At 41.3% G+C, this 15,662-nt stretch carries 15 protein-coding genes; 8 read left to right on the forward strand and 7 right to left on the reverse strand.

The genetic code is table 11. The features are described 5' to 3' along the window. Positions 1-57 precede the first annotated feature (57 nt). Positions 58-1,230, forward strand: a complete 1,173-nt coding sequence (locus ABDZ97_RS02180) for a lysylphosphatidylglycerol synthase transmembrane domain-containing protein (RefSeq protein WP_343784625.1) — start codon at positions 58-60, stop codon at positions 1,228-1,230. Positions 1,231-1,305: 75 nt separating this feature from the next. Then, positions 1,306-2,475, forward strand: coding sequence for a lipase family protein (locus tag ABDZ97_RS02185; RefSeq protein ID WP_343784627.1), 1,170 nt, complete (start codon positions 1,306-1,308; stop codon positions 2,473-2,475). Positions 2,476-2,534: 59 nt separating this feature from the next. On the opposite strand, the gene aspS is transcribed toward ABDZ97_RS02185, so the two are convergent. After that, complete coding sequence (gene aspS / locus ABDZ97_RS02190) at positions 2,535-4,298, reverse strand: aspartate--tRNA ligase (protein ID WP_343784629.1); 1,764 nt, start codon at positions 4,296-4,298, stop codon at positions 2,535-2,537. 418 nt (positions 4,299-4,716) lie between these two features. Between aspS and ABDZ97_RS02195 the strand changes: the two genes are divergently transcribed. Beyond that, positions 4,717-5,076 (forward strand): helix-turn-helix domain-containing protein, encoded by a 360-nt coding sequence (locus tag ABDZ97_RS02195; protein ID WP_343784631.1) that lies wholly within the window; start codon positions 4,717-4,719, stop codon positions 5,074-5,076. 71 nt (positions 5,077-5,147) lie between these two features. Further along, positions 5,148-6,056, forward strand: a complete 909-nt coding sequence (locus ABDZ97_RS02200; protein ID WP_343784633.1) for an NAD(P)/FAD-dependent oxidoreductase — start codon at positions 5,148-5,150, stop codon at positions 6,054-6,056. A gap of 60 nt (positions 6,057-6,116) precedes the next feature. Here the strand turns inward: ABDZ97_RS02200 and ABDZ97_RS02205 are convergent, their stop codons facing one another. Beyond that, a complete protein-coding gene (locus ABDZ97_RS02205) occupies positions 6,117-7,058 on the reverse strand; it encodes an aldo/keto reductase (RefSeq protein ID WP_343784635.1) in 942 nt (313 codons plus the stop codon). Between the two features lie 185 nt (positions 7,059-7,243). Between ABDZ97_RS02205 and ABDZ97_RS02210 the strand changes: the two genes are divergently transcribed. Together ABDZ97_RS02210 and ABDZ97_RS02215 are read left to right on the forward strand one after the other, a co-directional pair. Next, on the forward strand, positions 7,244-7,801 hold the full coding sequence (locus ABDZ97_RS02210; protein WP_343784638.1) for a DNA-3-methyladenine glycosylase I: 558 nt from the start codon (positions 7,244-7,246) through the stop codon (positions 7,799-7,801). An 84-nt stretch (positions 7,802-7,885) separates the two neighbouring features. Continuing rightward, positions 7,886-9,208 carry an APC family permease gene (locus tag ABDZ97_RS02215; RefSeq protein ID WP_343784640.1) on the forward strand — a complete coding sequence of 441 codons (1,323 nt, stop codon included), beginning with the start codon at positions 7,886-7,888 and terminating at the stop codon, positions 9,206-9,208. Between the two features lie 13 nt (positions 9,209-9,221). Here the strand turns inward: ABDZ97_RS02215 and ABDZ97_RS02220 are convergent, their stop codons facing one another. The 4 genes from ABDZ97_RS02220 to ABDZ97_RS02235 all read right to left on the reverse strand — a co-directional run bounded on the left by ABDZ97_RS02220 (position 9,222) and on the right by ABDZ97_RS02235 (position 12,607). After that, complete coding sequence (locus tag ABDZ97_RS02220) at positions 9,222-9,884, reverse strand: uroporphyrinogen-III synthase (protein ID WP_343784642.1); 663 nt, start codon at positions 9,882-9,884, stop codon at positions 9,222-9,224. Positions 9,885-9,891: 7 nt separating this feature from the next. Beyond that, positions 9,892-10,782, reverse strand: a complete 891-nt coding sequence (gene hemC, locus ABDZ97_RS02225) for a hydroxymethylbilane synthase (RefSeq protein ID WP_343784644.1) — start codon at positions 10,780-10,782, stop codon at positions 9,892-9,894. Between the two features lie 16 nt (positions 10,783-10,798). Beyond that, complete coding sequence (gene hemA / locus ABDZ97_RS02230) at positions 10,799-12,076, reverse strand: glutamyl-tRNA reductase (RefSeq protein ID WP_343784645.1); 1,278 nt, start codon at positions 12,074-12,076, stop codon at positions 10,799-10,801. A 171-nt stretch (positions 12,077-12,247) separates the two neighbouring features. Continuing rightward, a complete protein-coding gene (locus ABDZ97_RS02235; RefSeq protein ID WP_343784649.1) occupies positions 12,248-12,607 on the reverse strand; it encodes a hypothetical protein in 360 nt (119 codons plus the stop codon). Positions 12,608-12,785: 178 nt separating this feature from the next. On the opposite strand from ABDZ97_RS02235, the gene ABDZ97_RS02240 reads away from it, so the two are divergent. Beyond that, positions 12,786-13,418, forward strand: a complete 633-nt coding sequence (locus tag ABDZ97_RS02240) for a LysE family translocator (RefSeq protein WP_343784651.1) — start codon at positions 12,786-12,788, stop codon at positions 13,416-13,418. Positions 13,419-13,466: 48 nt separating this feature from the next. After that, positions 13,467-15,161 (forward strand): hypothetical protein, encoded by a 1,695-nt coding sequence (locus ABDZ97_RS02245; RefSeq protein WP_343784654.1) that lies wholly within the window; start codon positions 13,467-13,469, stop codon positions 15,159-15,161. Positions 15,162-15,167: 6 nt separating this feature from the next. Here ABDZ97_RS02245 and ABDZ97_RS02250 read toward each other — a convergent pair whose 3' ends face one another. After that, a complete protein-coding gene (locus tag ABDZ97_RS02250) occupies positions 15,168-15,467 on the reverse strand; it encodes a hypothetical protein (RefSeq protein ID WP_343784656.1) in 300 nt (99 codons plus the stop codon). Between the last annotated feature and the right edge of the window lie 195 nt (positions 15,468-15,662).

The raw sequence follows: 15,662 nt of genomic DNA on the forward strand, positions 1-15,662 counted from the left end.
CGGGGAAAACCTCTTCCTGAAGAAGAGGATGTTTTCCAAAATCCGTACTTTTAAGCGATGAAAAGCGATACGAATGTTTTAAACCAGCTTCGGGGGTGGCGGATCTGGATTCCGCTACTTATCGGTCTGTCCATTTCGATATGGCTATTGGTACGGAGTCTCAATGAAACACGTTTTATTGAAGTTTCGGGTACAGAAACCGGAACCCATTCATGGAAGGACAGCAATGGAAATGGTGAAGTTGACTTCTGGATCGCTGAAGAATTTACCCCGGATGCTTCCGGAAATTACAGACAGGAAACCCTGACCGATGTTTTAAAAAGTATTGACTGGACACTTCAATCGGTTTTTTGGCTGCTTGCAGCGTTTCTTATGATGGGATTGAGAGACTTTGGTTATATGTTGCGGATCAGGACGCTTACTGATAAACAACTAACCTGGAGACAGTCCTTTTTTGTAATCATGATCTGGGAATTTGCTTCTGCGCTTACACCGGGAGTTGTAGGGGGAACAGCAGTTGCCATGTTTATCCTGAACAAAGAAAAGATAAGTATGGGGCGTTCTACCGCAATCGTTGTTATTACAGCTTTGATGGACAACCTGTTTTTCGTTTTGATTGTCCCTGTTCTTTTATTGTTCATTAATTATGATGCGATTTTTCCTGATACAGCTTTAAGTGTGAAACACAGTATTACGTATTTCTTCTGGACCGGATACACGGTGATGTTAGTTATTTGTATCCTGCTTTTTCTTAGTATTTTCCTGTTCCCCGGTTTAATCAAACGGCTGTTGACTTTTTTTACACGCATTCCTTTTTTAAAACGATTTAAAGAAAAAGCAATTCATACAGGGGATGAGGTAAAGTTGACTTCTTCCCAGTTCAGAGGTAAACCCCTTTCGTTTTGGTTACGTGTTTTCTTAAGCACGTTGCTTTCCTGGTCGGGTCGCTATCTGGTGATCAATATGATTATGATTGCTTTTTTACAAATTGGGTTTGTAGATCACTTATTGATTTTTGCCAAGCAGTTTGTTATGTGGGTTATGATGTTGGTAAGTCCGACACCGGGTGCGAGTGGTGTGGCGGAGTGGGCGTTTTCATCCTTGTTAAGTGATCTGGCGCCTTCGGGACTTGTGATTGTTTCACTGGCATTAATCTGGCGGCTTATAAGCTACTTTCCGTATTTGTTTATCGGAACATTTTTGCTGCCTAGGTGGCTGAAGAAAAAATAGATACGGACTGGTTTTTGTAAGAGATAGAGTAACGATTTTGACTTTTTTTCGTTAGATAGTAGAGATTGAAGGAGTATGAGGATTATATATATACTACTGTTTTTTGTTTTTCCCGGCTTGCTATCGGCGCAGGTGCAACCGGGTTTTGATAAAGGAGAAGCACTGGAAATGATCCGGATCTGTAACAGCCATACCTTTTTAGAAATCTACAGTACGGATAAGGCGATCATACCGTCAGGATATACACGGATTTATTCGTCTACTCCTACTATTATGGACAATATGTTCCAGGTTTATACATCAGGAAAGGTAGGCGTAATCCACTTCAGAGGTTCAACGGTTCATCCGAATAGCTGGATAGAGAATTTGTATTCTGCTATGATACCGGCTACGGGTTCGATGACCGTTTATGACAGAAAAAGAGCCTACACATTTGCCAGAGATAGAAATGCAGCAGTCCATAGTGGATTTGCGCTTGGTGTGGTATTGATGTCCGATGAAATTATTCAGCAGATACAGGTGTTGAATAGAAGAGGGATTTATGACATTTTGATTACCGGGCATAGTCAGGGAGGGGCACTTGCTACCATGACTCATGCTTATCTCGAAAATTTGGAGGAAGGAGTAATTGCTTCTAGGAATAGATTCAAGATGTATGCGTTTGCTAACCCCATGACGGGAAATGAGGTGTTTGCTGATGAATACAACAAACAATTTACTGCGAGGGGGGTAAGTTTCCGGATTATTAATCCCGGGGATATTGTCGCATCATTACCCTTTACATATAGTGACGAGGAAATGTTTTCCGCTGAGAATATTATATCCTGGTTGAGTGGTGAAGAAGAATTTGACATCGGAAAGCTTGGACTTGAATTGGTCATGCGTAAGTTCAAAGACGGACTTTCGTCGTACATTAAAAAGTCGAATCAGTTGTTGCATAAACTGATTGCTAAACAGGCAGGAGAGATCATATTTCCGGATTACGTGGATGATATAAAATACGTTTCTGTGGGTGAATTACACAAACTGGAGCCGTTCTCGTATCCTGAAATAATTCTGGATTCTTCCGAAATTGCCCCGGGAAACCTGTCGGATTATGAACCGCTTCCGGATGGGCGTTATATGAAAAAGGAACCCCGCTTTTTTCAGCATAAACCGTATAATTATTATGTGAATCTTGCACGGGAATACTCCGAACAGGACTACAGAAAAATCAGGATGAAATACCTGAAAGAAAATCTGTAAAAGAAAAACCCGGTCGTATAAACAACCGGGCTATCGGAAATATCTCTTTCAGGAAGAAACTATTTTTCTTCTTTCGTAAGTTCTACTTTTAATGAAAGTTCATCAAGCTGTTCCTTGTTTAATGGAGCAGGCGCGTCAATCATAACGTCACGACCTCTGTTGTTTTTAGGGAAAGCTATATAGTCGCGAATTGATTCGGATCCACCCATCGTTGCTACCAGTCGATCCAGTCCGAATGCTAAACCTCCGTGCGGTGGAGCACCGTATTCAAACGCGTTCATTAAGAAACCGAATTGGGCCTGTGCCTCTTCTTTTGTGAATCCAAGAAGGTCAAACATTCGGGCTTGCAGCTGACGATCGTGGATACGAATGGAACCTCCTCCCAACTCTACACCATTCATTGCGAGGTCATACGCATTTGCACGTACTTTCCCCGGTTCACTGTCAATAAGGTGAACGTCTTCAGGTTTTGGTGATGTAAACGGGTGGTGCATAGCATGCCAACGCCCGGATTCTTCGTCCCACTCCAATAGCGGGAAGTCAAGTACCCAAAGCGGCTTGAATACATTCGGGTTGCGAAGACCAAGTTCATTACCCATGTGCAGGCGCAATTCATTCATTTGCTTACGTGTTGTTTCAAGGTCACCACTCAAAACCAGTAATAAATCTCCCGGATTGGCTCCGGCAGCATCTGCCCAGGCTTTTAAATCTTCCTGATTGAAGAATTTGTCTACGGAAGATTTGTAGCTTCCATCCGGGTTACACTTTACATAAATCAACCCTTTTGCGCCAATCTGCGGACGTTTTACCCAATCTGTAAGTGCGTCCAGTTGTTTACGGGTGTATTCAGAGCAATCTTCGGCGTTAATGGCAATAATTGTTTCGGCGCTGTCAAAAACCTGGAAGCCTTTTCCTTTGGCTACCTCATCAAGGTATACAAACTCCATCCCGAAACGGATATCAGGTTTATCAGATCCGTATTTTTTCATCGCATCTGCGTATGACATTCGCGGGAAATTTCCTTCAAATTCAGTACCGCGTATTGTCGAGAAAAGATGTTTAACCAGTCCTTCGAATGTTTGCAATACATCTTCCTGCTCTACAAACGCCATTTCACAGTCAATCTGGGTAAATTCTGGCTGGCGGTCAGCACGAAGATCTTCATCCCGGAAACATTTAACAATCTGATAGTAACGATCGAATCCTGAAACCATCAATAACTGTTTAAACGTCTGTGGAGATTGAGGAAGTGCATAGAACTCACCTTCATTCATACGGCTTGGAACGACAAAATCTCTTGCTCCTTCCGGAGTTGATTTAATAAGATATGGCGTTTCCACATCGATAAAATTCTGGGCATCCAGATATTTGCGGGTTTCAATCGAAACCTTATTGCGCAAAAGTAATTTTTGTTGAACGGGATTACGGCGCAAATCCAGGTATCGGAATTGGGCGCGTAATTCTTCTCCACCGTCTGTCTCATCTTCAATCGTGAAAGGAGGTGTTTTTGAGCTGTTCAGCACGATAAGTTCTTCTACCTGAATCTCAATTTCTCCGGTGGGAATATTTTTGTTTTTACTCGCCCGTTCGATCACCAAACCTGTTATTTGTACAACGAACTCCCTTCCAAGCTTGCGGGCCTGTTCACAAAGAGCAGCGTTCACCTCCATATTAAACGCGAGTTGAGTTACTCCGTAGCGGTCTCTAAGGTCAATAAAGGTCATTCCACCAAGGTCCCGCGAACGTTGTATCCATCCTGCAAGAGTTATTTTTTCTCCAATATTCTCAGCGCGCAAGGCACCACAAGTATGAGTTCTGTACATGTTCTGAAATTTGAATGACAAATTTAACAAAGTATTGGCAGTAGAAGAAAAATGGGAACTAAATTATACGAGTAATGTGCTGTCAGCGACCTGATTGTTGAGACCTGATAATTGAAAGAAGAAAACCGTAAGCCGAAAACAATTTTTACTAAAGTGTGTATTTTGAAATTTTTTGTTTCTGTTCCACTCTTTTCGGGTGTACTATGAAAAATTAAAAATTCAGAAAAGAATTGGGTTTCGGCATTTTTCTATATAATAACGACTTAAATTTCTAGTAATATGATGGCTATGAGGAGTTGAATGAATAGCAGTAAGATGAAAAGTGGGCTGTTACTGTGCTGTTTCCCGGGTTTACTTCTCTTTTATGTAAAAAAAATAGGAATATTATTTCTCTTTTTGCTTCATATACTTGTGAAGCATGATACATAGAGGGGAAATAGTGGAAAAGGCGGTTCGCGAAAGTGGTTATTCAATAACTAAGTTGGCAGATCGTTTGGGAAAAAGCAGAAGGCATATTTATAACCTGTTTGCTAATCCCGAGTTACCTGTTGAAACTATCCTGGAAATCGGTAAGATTATCCATTATGATTTCTCTTCTTTATTACCCCGAATTAGTAAATATTTTGCCAGGCTGGAGAAGGAGACGTTTAACGAACGTGAATTGCAATATATCCAGTCTTCCGAGACGGTAGAATTTTGGAAGAACAAGTATCTGCTATTGCTGGAAAAGTATAATACCTTATTGGAGAAACGCGAAGTAAACCGGGAAAAGGAGTAATTTCATTTATGCAACATTGTTGCATAAGATGCGTTTTGTCTTATCTTTGTTGCAAATGCAAACAATAAGGTATGTTAGGAAACACGAATTATGAAGCTATTGTCATAGGAGGTAGTTATGCGGGATTGTCTGCGGCAATGTCGCTGGGAAGGTTGATGAGGCGGACACTTGTGATAGATAGCGGCAAACCTTGTAACGCTTCTACACCACATTCTCACAATTTTCTTACACAAGATGGGAAAACTCCGGGAGAGATTTCACAGATAGGAAGGGCACAGGTTGAAAAATATGACACGGTTACGTTCAGGGAAGATTTTGTGGTGAGTGCCGATAAAACGGAAAACGGTTTTGAAGTTAAAACATTATCGGGAACTGTTTTTAACGGGAAAAAATTGATTTTTGCTACAGGAGTCCGGGATGTGATGCCTGACATTGAGGGATTTGCTGATTGTTGGGGAATTTCGGTGATTCATTGTCCATATTGTCACGGTTATGAATATCGTTCAAAGAAAACAGCCGTATTTGCCAATGGTCCGACAGCAGTACACTTAGCCGCATTGTTAAAAAGTTTAACACGTGAGGTAATTGTGTTAACGAATGGTACTCCGGAATTTTCAGCAGAGGAGAAAGAGACCCTGGAAAAGCTGTCAGTAGATATTATTGCATCCGGAATTGATTATATCAAGCATGAAAACGGACACCTTGATCGCATTGTTTTTAAGGATAATACGGAGCTGATTTGTGAGGTGATGTATGCACGGATTCCTTTTATTCAGCATTCGGAAATACCCAAATTACTAGGCTGTACTCTGACAGAGCAGGGACATATTGAAACCGATAAATTACAGAAAACAACGGTTCCCGATATTTTTGCTTGCGGCGATGCTACTTCTCCGATGAGGTCAGTAGCTAATGCCGTAGCAGCAGGAAATCTTACCGGGGCTATGGTGAATAAAGAACTGGCAGAAGCAGAAATGTAGGAAAACAGAACTAATAACAAAAGGCAGCATAATCTTGCTGCCTTTTGTTGTATATCAAGATTATAAATTGATTTTCAGTACGTCAAGATCTTCCTGATCCAGGTGCAGTTGAGGTGCAGCAATAAGATCCTCCAATTGCTTGTTGTTCGTGGCGCTGACAATCGGAGCTCCGATGTGGGGCTGAGCCAGTAACCAGGCCAGTGCAACGGTTGCAGGAGAAGAGTTGTGTTTGCCGGCTACTTTGTCCAACGCATCCAATATCGCCAGTCCATTTTCATTCAGGTAGTGTTTAACACCTCCTCCTCTCTGGCTCTTACTGAGATCGGCTTCTGAACGGTATTTACCAGTCAAAAATCCGGAAGCAAGTGACCAGTAGGGGAAAACAGCAAGGTTATACAGCTCTGCTAACGGAGCATATTGTGTTTCGTATTGCTCACGATCAATGAGATTGTAATGAGGCTGAAGAGCAACATATTTAGGCAAGCCGTTTTTGTCAGCTGCTTCAAAAGATTGTTGTAAACGTTCGGGTGAAATATTGGATGCAGCGATATAACGTACTTTTCCAGCTTTGATAATTTCCTGGTAAGTTTCCAGTGTTTCTTCAACAGGAGTTACCTTATCATCAAAGTGCGTATAATACAGATCGATATAATCTGTTTGCAAGCGTTGAAGTGATTCATCTACAGATTGGAGAATATGTTTTCTACTGATATCAAAACCATGTTCTTGTGTTTCAGATCCTACTTTGGTGGCAAGTACAATTTTGTCTCTGTTTTTTCTTTCTTTCATCCATTTGCCAAGAATAGACTCTGATAGTCCTCCTGTTCCGTTTACCCACCAGGGATAGGTGTCTGCAGTGTCAAAAAAGTTAAATCCTGCTTCTGTAAATTGATCCGCAATAGCAAAGGACTGTTTTTCATTTAGTGTCCAGCCGAAAACATTTCCTCCGAAATTAATACGGGAAACTTCCAGATCTGTATTGTTAATTTTGAATTTGTTCATGTTGATTTGAATTGGACATTTTTCTGTCATCCACTGAACGGAAAATCAGAGAATGACGGGTTATACAATCTTTGTTTTTTCATTTTTATATCATTTTCTGCGCAATGATATGTCCTATAAAAGTAAGAAAAGTTTGATGAGACACAGGCGGATCCTGTATATTCGTTTTGTTAAAAAAACAGAATATGTCCTATTGTACCTATATAGAAACAATCCCCTCGGAAGAGCGCAAACTTCTTCACAAAGACTATCACGATAACCGATATGGATTTCCGATTGACGATGATGATGAGTTGTTCGGTAGGCTGGTGATGGAGATTAATCAGGCGGGGTTAAGTTGGGAAACGATCCTTCGTAAAGAAGTAGCATTCAGGAAAGCATACGATAATTTTAGTATTGAGAAGATAGCAGCCTATACGGAGGAAGACAGGAAGCGTCTTTTGACAGATGCCGGAATTATCAGGAATAAGTTAAAAGTAAATGCAGCTATTGAAAACGCAAAGGTGGTTTTAGCATTACAGGAGGAATTTGGTTCATTTAAAAAGTGGTTGGATCATCATCATCCGTTGTCAAAAGAAGAATGGGTACGCTTATTCAAGAAACATTTTCGATTTACAGGAGGTGAGATCGTAGGAGAATTCCTGATGAGTTCGGGGTATCTCCACGGAGCACATGCAGAAGATTGTCCTGTTTACAAGGAAGTTCTACGGTACAAACCCCGATGGTTGGATAGAGAAAAATAACAATGTGTTATACAGGTCGGTTATTGATATTCTCAGATATAATTCGCAAATTTCCGAATCTGTACAACTGGATAAAAACAAGAAATGACGCAGCATAGAAAGAGGAACAAAGAACTGGGGCTGCCTGAACTGATTGCTATCGCATTAGGCGGAATGGTCGGGGGAGGGATCTTTACCATACTCGGAATTTCCGTTTCCATGATTGGAAACCTTACTCCCATAGCGATCATAATAGGCGGGCTGATTGCTGCCCTGGCGGCCTACAGTTATGTGAAGTTGGGTTTATATTACAAAGATGAGGGGGCGACCTATTCATTTTTTAAGAAGACCTATCCAGGATCGAAGTTTTCGGCGTCTATGATTGGCTGGTTCATTATATTCGGATACATCAGCACTCTGGCACTCTATGCCTACACATTTTCCTCTTATGCTATAAGTAGTACGGATTTTGCAGACAATGTGCTGCTGAGAAAACTCATAGCCGTTGGAGTAGTAGGTCTTTTCACTGCGATTAATGTCTGGAGTGTAAACGGAATGGGGAAGATAGAAGATATAATGGTGTACACCAAACTGGTGCTGCTGGTTATCATTTCAGTAGTCTTGATGCAGCATGGAAATACGGACTTCCCGACTTTTATAGACAACCTTGTTACCGATGCAGAAAATTCAAATTTCTTTTCAATCCTCATCGTGGCTTCTATCACATTTGTAGCATACGAAGGGTTTCAGTTGGTGATAAATGCGGTGAATGAGATGACAAACCCGGAGAAGAATATTCCACGGGCAATCTATTCCGCCATTACTCTGGCCATCCTGATCTATGTAGTTATTTCTCTGGGTGCAATTTTTGCTATCCCTACGGAAAACATCATTAAAAACCAGGAGTATGCTTTAGCAGCCGGTGCCGGAGAGGCAATCGGATCGTTGGGAACAAACATTGTTATCCTGGGAGCAATTTTAGCGACCAGTAGCGCGATAAGCGGGACAGTGTTCGGTTCTTCTCGCCAAATGGCAGTGGTAGCTAAAGACGGTTATTTTCCGAAAGGGTTAGCTATTCGGAAAAACAACATTCCCAGAAACGCAATACTTTGTATGGCAGCCTGTGCCAGTCTGTTGATTCTTGCCGGAGGGCTGGAGTTGATTCTCGAATTCGGAAGTATCACGTTTTTACTGGTTTCATTATTAATGGCTGTAGCAAACCATAAGATCAGGGCGCAGACAAACTCTTCTACATTGTTAACCACTTTAGCAATTATCGGACTTACGATCGGGGGAGGGCTGATTTTGTATTATGAACTGACTACGAAATGGGGAGAGATGGTCTCTATACTTGTATTGTACGCAATCCTATCTGTCGGAGCGTTGATTTTTGCAAAGCGCAAAGAAAAGCGGGAGGTAGCTGAGTAGATTGAATAAACGATCAGTGCAGAAGCGGCGTAATAAACCGGATTATTTCTTCTTCCGAAATTCCGGAGAGAACCCGAGAGCTATACCCGCATTCTGAAATGTAGTTTTGCGTTGTACTGCCGAATGCCAATAGAATCTGTTGATTAGTAATAGCGTTGGTTTTCAGGAACGAACGGAAATTAGAAGGACTCGAAAAAATCAGCAGATCGGGAACCGGAAGTATCTCACGAGGGAACGCTACTGTTTCATAAACAACAAGATCCGTATATTGATGACTACTAAGGGCTTGTTGCATGGTACGATTGGAAACAGAGGATTGTGGAAATAAAACGGTTTTTGAACCAACCCAGTTTTTAAAATCCAGAGCAATTTTTTCCGGTTGAGTGGGGGTGCTTCCGGTGAAATCAACAGTAATACCCCGTTCCTGTAAAGCTTTGGAAGTATTTTCCCCGACGGTAGCTATCTGTTGTCCGGGAAGAATAGCGGCCTGTTCCAAATAAAATGAAACGGATCGGGGGGAAGTAAAAAACAGGACATCAGTTGTAGGAATATCAGTCGCAATAACCGGTTTGAAACCGATCAGAGGAAGAGCAATCAGCTGTAGATTATGCTGTTGACAAAATGCTGCTAATTCTCCTTCCTCTTCAACCTTTCGACTGATAAAAAGCGTTTTCATACGATTGTCAGTCCTGTTCTTCCTGTAAGTCCTGAACGATGATGTCTACAATTCCCTCAAGGTCATCTACTTCGTACTCTTCCCAGATAGCTCCTTCTTCCCAGTTGGTACTGAAAGAAACAAAAACATGATGGTCATCCGGGCAATAGACTCCCAGCGGAAGTTGACATCCTCCGTCTAACTTATTCAGTACTCCGCGCTCTACGGCGATACGGCGACGAACTTCAGGGGTATCCAGTTGGCGAAGAATTTCTGCAAGATCAGTATCCGTTTCACGAATCTGAAGTCCGAGTACACCCTGCGCAGGAGCGGGGATAAATTCACGGGGATTGAGATCCACGACAGCGAATTCCGAGAGATCAATATTCAGGCGGGAAACTCCGGCTTTGGCAAGAAGGATTGCGTCATAATTTCCATCGCGTAACTTTTGAATCCGTGTAGGGACATTTCCTCTCAGGTCTTTAATCTCAATATCCGGACGAAAACGCATCATTTGTGATTTTCTTCTGGCAGAAGAGGTTCCGGTAATTGCTTCTTGCTTCAACAGGAAGGTCTCATTGGCATCAACTGCTTCCTTACGGATGAGCAATAAGTCGGCGGGATCTTCGCGTTCGGAAACGGCGGCAATTACCAATCCTTCAGGAGGATTGGTTTCCAGGTCCTTATGAGAATGAACCGCCAGGTCAATTGATTTTTCAAGCAACGCTGCTTCAATCTCCTTGGTAAAAAAACCTTTACCTTCCATCTTATCAAAACTGAGGTGCTGGATAATATCTCCTTGTGTTTTGATAATTTTGATTTCCACTTCACACCCGATGTTTTCGAGCTGTGATTTTACATGATGAGCCTGCCAGAGTGCAAGATCGCTTCCTCTGGAACCAATGATAATTTTTCTCATAGTCTGCTTGTTTTTATCAGGATTTGACCAGAATTTCTTTCGCCATTTTCATAGGAACACTGATGTATTTTTTTTCGATAAAGTCCAACATCTTTTCCAGTGTTTCCCGGGCAGAATCATCCAGATTGTCCATATCCTGTGCAAAAACGGCTTTTGCCGTTTGTTTGATATCTTTTATTTTTTGCGGAACATCGCGCATCGCTATTTCCACCTGACGTTGTTTGTACATCATGCGGAAAGTGTCCATTTCTTTCAGTAGAATTTCCTCTACATGTCTGATTTCCTTGGCGCGTTCTTTCAAATTTGCCTCACTAATTACCTTCAGGTAGTCTACGGAAATATGCTTTACAGCAAACCGGTCTGCGATTTGAGGGTCCAAATCATAAGGAATAGCAAGATCGATTACCGTTTTACGGGTAGTATCTCCCTGGAGGAGGTTACCGTATATATCCGGAGTAATAATATGTCCTTCAGCGCCTGTACAGGTAATGATTACATCAAACCCGTTTGCGTATTCCGGAAGATCTGTCAGCGGGAAAGCTTTTCCTTTCAGTTCACCTGCCAGTGTTTGTGCTTTGGAAAGCGTACGGTTGAACACCACAAAGTTCGTAAAGCCATGCTTCTTCAGAAAGCGGCTCATATTCGTGTTGGTTGCTCCGGCTCCGATGACCAGAAAGCGGGCGGTAAGCGGAATATTCATCTCTTTTAACCTGTGATAGGCAAGAGAAACAACCGATACGGGTTTGGTAGAAATGGAAGTATTGGTATAGACCTTTTTAGCGGTCTCAATAGTATGACGCATTAACAGACGGATAAAATCTCCTGTTAGTCCCATACGTTTGCAGGACTCAAATGAGGAACGCACCTGCGTGATAATTTCACGTTCTCCGATAACCATAGAGTCAATGGAGGACGCCACGCGTAAAATATGTTCAACAGCAGACTCTCCTTCGAAGACCTCAGCTGCCTTTACAAAGCCGGCGCGTGTGCTTTCTTCCATATCCGGATAAAGATCGAAGAAAAAACGCTCCAGAAAATCCGGAGTACATTCACCAGCGGAAACCAACATGAATTCTACACGGTTACAGGTAGATAAGAAAAGGAGTTCATCTAATTGAAGCATCGATTTCACCTGACGAAGTCGCAATTCCTGCGCGTCCGGTTCAATATGCAGCTTTCCGATATCTGCTACTTCAAGGTTTTTGTGCGTAAATGCTATAACTTTAAAGTCTTTCAATGCTCTTTTCTTTGTACCGCAAAAATGGTATAGAAAGGTTAAACCTTTGTCATACATTTGTCAGTTTTTTGCAATTTAAATTGATTTTAAATAAGAGGCTGCCAGTCTGCGTAAACACTACGATTGTGAAAAAATCGGAAAGGAAATCCCGAAGAAAAAACAGAATAGATAGGAAGTGGTAAAAGAGGAATAAAAAATCCCGGATGAGAATCCGGGATTATGCACTGATTAATATAAAGCTTCTTTCAGAGCCGTTCGGTAATCTTTGATTTCTTCACGGTTGATTTTGTGTTCATAATCCTTCAGAAGATTCAGGAAATAGATAAGGTTTTCATTATCTTCAATCTCCAACGGATATTCACCGCCGTCTTCATCTTCTTCGTATTGCGCTTCAACGTCATACGCGTTGTTTTCTTCAAGGTACTCGTATGTCAGACGAATAGACTTCGTTACCAAAGGATCTTCTTCCTGAAGCGCATATTCGCGAAGCTTTTTCAACTTCGGTACAAGTGCTTCGACGTCAATTCCGTCTTTCTCAACAATGGCAATGAGTTCGTCTATTAATTTATTAGCTGCTGCAATTTTCATGCTTAATGATTTTGTCACAAAAATAGAAAGAACATTAGTTTGCCGAAAAAAACAACCTATTATTTTTCAGAAATATTCATTTTTTCTTTATCTGTCGGTAAAATGCATCCGGCTGATTTTTATCAGAAAAGAGGAATACTAAAATTGTATTACTATTTTTGCTCAAAAAGCAAATATTTTGGGAGTAGTAATATTAAAAGGAATAATGACCGGTCTGGTTTTGAGTTTTATGCTCGGTCCGGCGTTCTTTTTACTCCTCGAAACAAGTTTGAAAAAAGGAATCCGTGCTGCCGCGGCCTTAGATTTGGGAGTTTTGGTTTCCGATTTGATCTACATCGGGCTTGCTTACTTTTTTTATAATGAGGTCAGTTCTTTGACCGAAAGCGAAAACCAGGGATGGTTACAGATTTTCGGAGGAGTTATTCTCATCATTTATGGGGTAATAACGGCCATGAAGAGGACAAAGGGAGATATCAAAGCTGACTTTGTACAGAAAGTGCACAACCCGAGAGATTACTGGGTGCTATTCCTCAAAGGGTTTTTCCTGAACATTGTCAACCCGATGGTCATTTTTTACTGGTTTGGTGTAATAACCATAGCGGCCGCAAAAATTGAAGACGGAGACACGTACATCGTACTTTTTATCTCAACGATTTTGTTTACGTTTTTCTCTATTGACCTGCTCAAAATCATAGGCGCAAAGAAATTAAGAGGATTTATTACACCTTATCTGCTCAAGCGACTTAACCTGTTTACAGGGTTTATCCTGATTATCTTCGGTCTGGTGTTAATTATTCGTGGACTGTTGTAACCGATTCCCTTTTTATCGTTATTATCTTTGTAGAAACTTTATAGAATTATGCGTACGCTTTTCATAGCTTTTTCTCTTTTTATTTCTTATTTCTCTTTTGCTCAGGAAGTTCGTAAAGAGAACCTTTCAAAACCGGTTCGGTCGTATTGGGACTTTAACAAAATACAGATCCAGAGTAAAGGGTATTACTATGTAGACGAGCTGGGAGAAACAGGGCTGAAACATGGTAACTGGACGTATTACAACAAAGCAGGTAACGTTGAAGAGGAACAAAATTATTACAAAGGAAAATTGCACGGAGCAGTTAAATTGTTCTATACCGAAGACCAGCTAAAGCAGGAAGGGTATTTTAAACTCGACAAACAGGATAGCGTATACCGGGAATGGTATGAAAACGGCAACCTGAAAGAGGAGGGATACTATACCAATGACTATCCTTCGGGAAAATGGAGTTATTATTACCCTGAAGGGAATCTAATGATGGAGGAAGAGATTGTCGATAGTACCAATTTCCTGGTTTCATTTTATCTGCCGGATTCCACGCAAACGGCTAAAGACGGAACAGGAGAGACGCGAATTTACTATTCGCTTGGTAAAATAAAAGAGCGGTATTCCTATAAAGACGGGTTAAAAGACGGTGCTTTTGAAGAATACCACCTGCTCGGACACAAAGAAGTGGAAGGGTATTACAAAGCAGGAGAAAAAGACGGAAGCTGGAAACACCGATTCTATACGGGATCTTTGGAAAAAGAGGTGAGTTACAAATCAGGATTGCTGGACGGACCCTATACCTTATACTATGATAACGGAAAGGTAAAAACGGAAGGAGAATATGAGCAGGGGAAGAAAACAGGAACGTGGACATGGTATACAAACAGAGGAACGGTTGATATGACCGGGACATTTGAAAATGATCAGCAACACGGTGAATGGCGATACAATTATCCGACTGGAGAGTTATCGTATATTGCGAATTATCAGGAAGGTTTAATGCATGGTGAATGGAAGTATTTCTATAAAGATGGTTCCAAATTCAAAACGGGAACCTACCAAAACGACCAGAAAGACGGAACCTGGCGAACCTGGTACGAAAATGGTCAGCTGCTTATGGAAGGAGACTACGTTGCCGGAAAGGAACAGGGCGAATGGCGGAACTATTGGGATGACGGGAAGATCAAAAATATCGGAAATTTTAAAGACGGGGAACTAAACGGTGTCTGGGAATCGTATTACCCGAACGGAAAACCGAATATTATCGGGACCTATAAAGACGGGTATAAATCAGGAGAATGGATAGATTATTTTGAAAACGGAAAACCAAAAGACATTGGTAATTATAAAGTTACTTCCCGTAAGTCAAAAGTGAATAAAGGGCGTATGATTTATGAGAGTGTCCGTCATGGAAAATGGCAGTCTTTTTCGTCAAAGGATTACCAGCTGACAGAGGAAGGTGAGTACAAAAACGGTGAAAAAACCGGACAATGGATTGCCTACCACAAAGGAGGAAGAGTTCCGGCAGTTATTTCTGAATACAAAGACGGGAAACTGGATGGAACGATGAGTGAATATGCCTGGAGAGGAAAAGCTCCGATCAGTGAAACGGAATACAAAAATGGGTTGAAACACGGTAAAATGATCGTGTACGACAAAAGAGGACGTAAAGTGCTCGAAAAGAAATTTGAGTACGGAATGGAAGTGATAGAGAACAAGCAGCAGCAACCGGGTTATTTTTCTCCGAAGTAGTTTTTCTTAATCAGTTACTGTTCTTTTATTACCACAAGCAGCGCATATTTTAGCTTTTGGTGTCCTGTATGGTTTTCCACAGTCAGTGCCATACATTCCTATGGCGTGATGCATAATGGCATTGGGTTCAGTTTCTCCAAATCCGGTTATATCATTATAATAATCCAATAACTCCTTGAAACGCTCCTGAGTGTCCTTTGTTAAAACTTTAAAACCTTTTGCATAAAGTTGAGAAGCGATAGCGTACTCTTCCTTATCAAGCATAGGAACATCCATTTTGCATCTCCAACAATATTTGTACTCCATTACTCTCCTATTTTCGTTACAATCTCTAGCATTGTTTAATGAACAAATTTCAAATGTACTACAACGGTCGAGTATAAGCGTAGTTAGGGATTAGAAGCACTTCACCGTATTTCGACCTATGTGCTTTTTATCTTTATTTGCCTTAAATCCAGTACCAAACTCGCATTACGTATAGCCATTGTGTACCATACGTTT

Origin of the sequence: Wandonia haliotis, assembly GCF_039523435.1 — a bacterium.
Classification (GTDB): Bacteria; Bacteroidota; Bacteroidia; order Flavobacteriales_D; family Crocinitomicaceae; genus Wandonia; species Wandonia haliotis.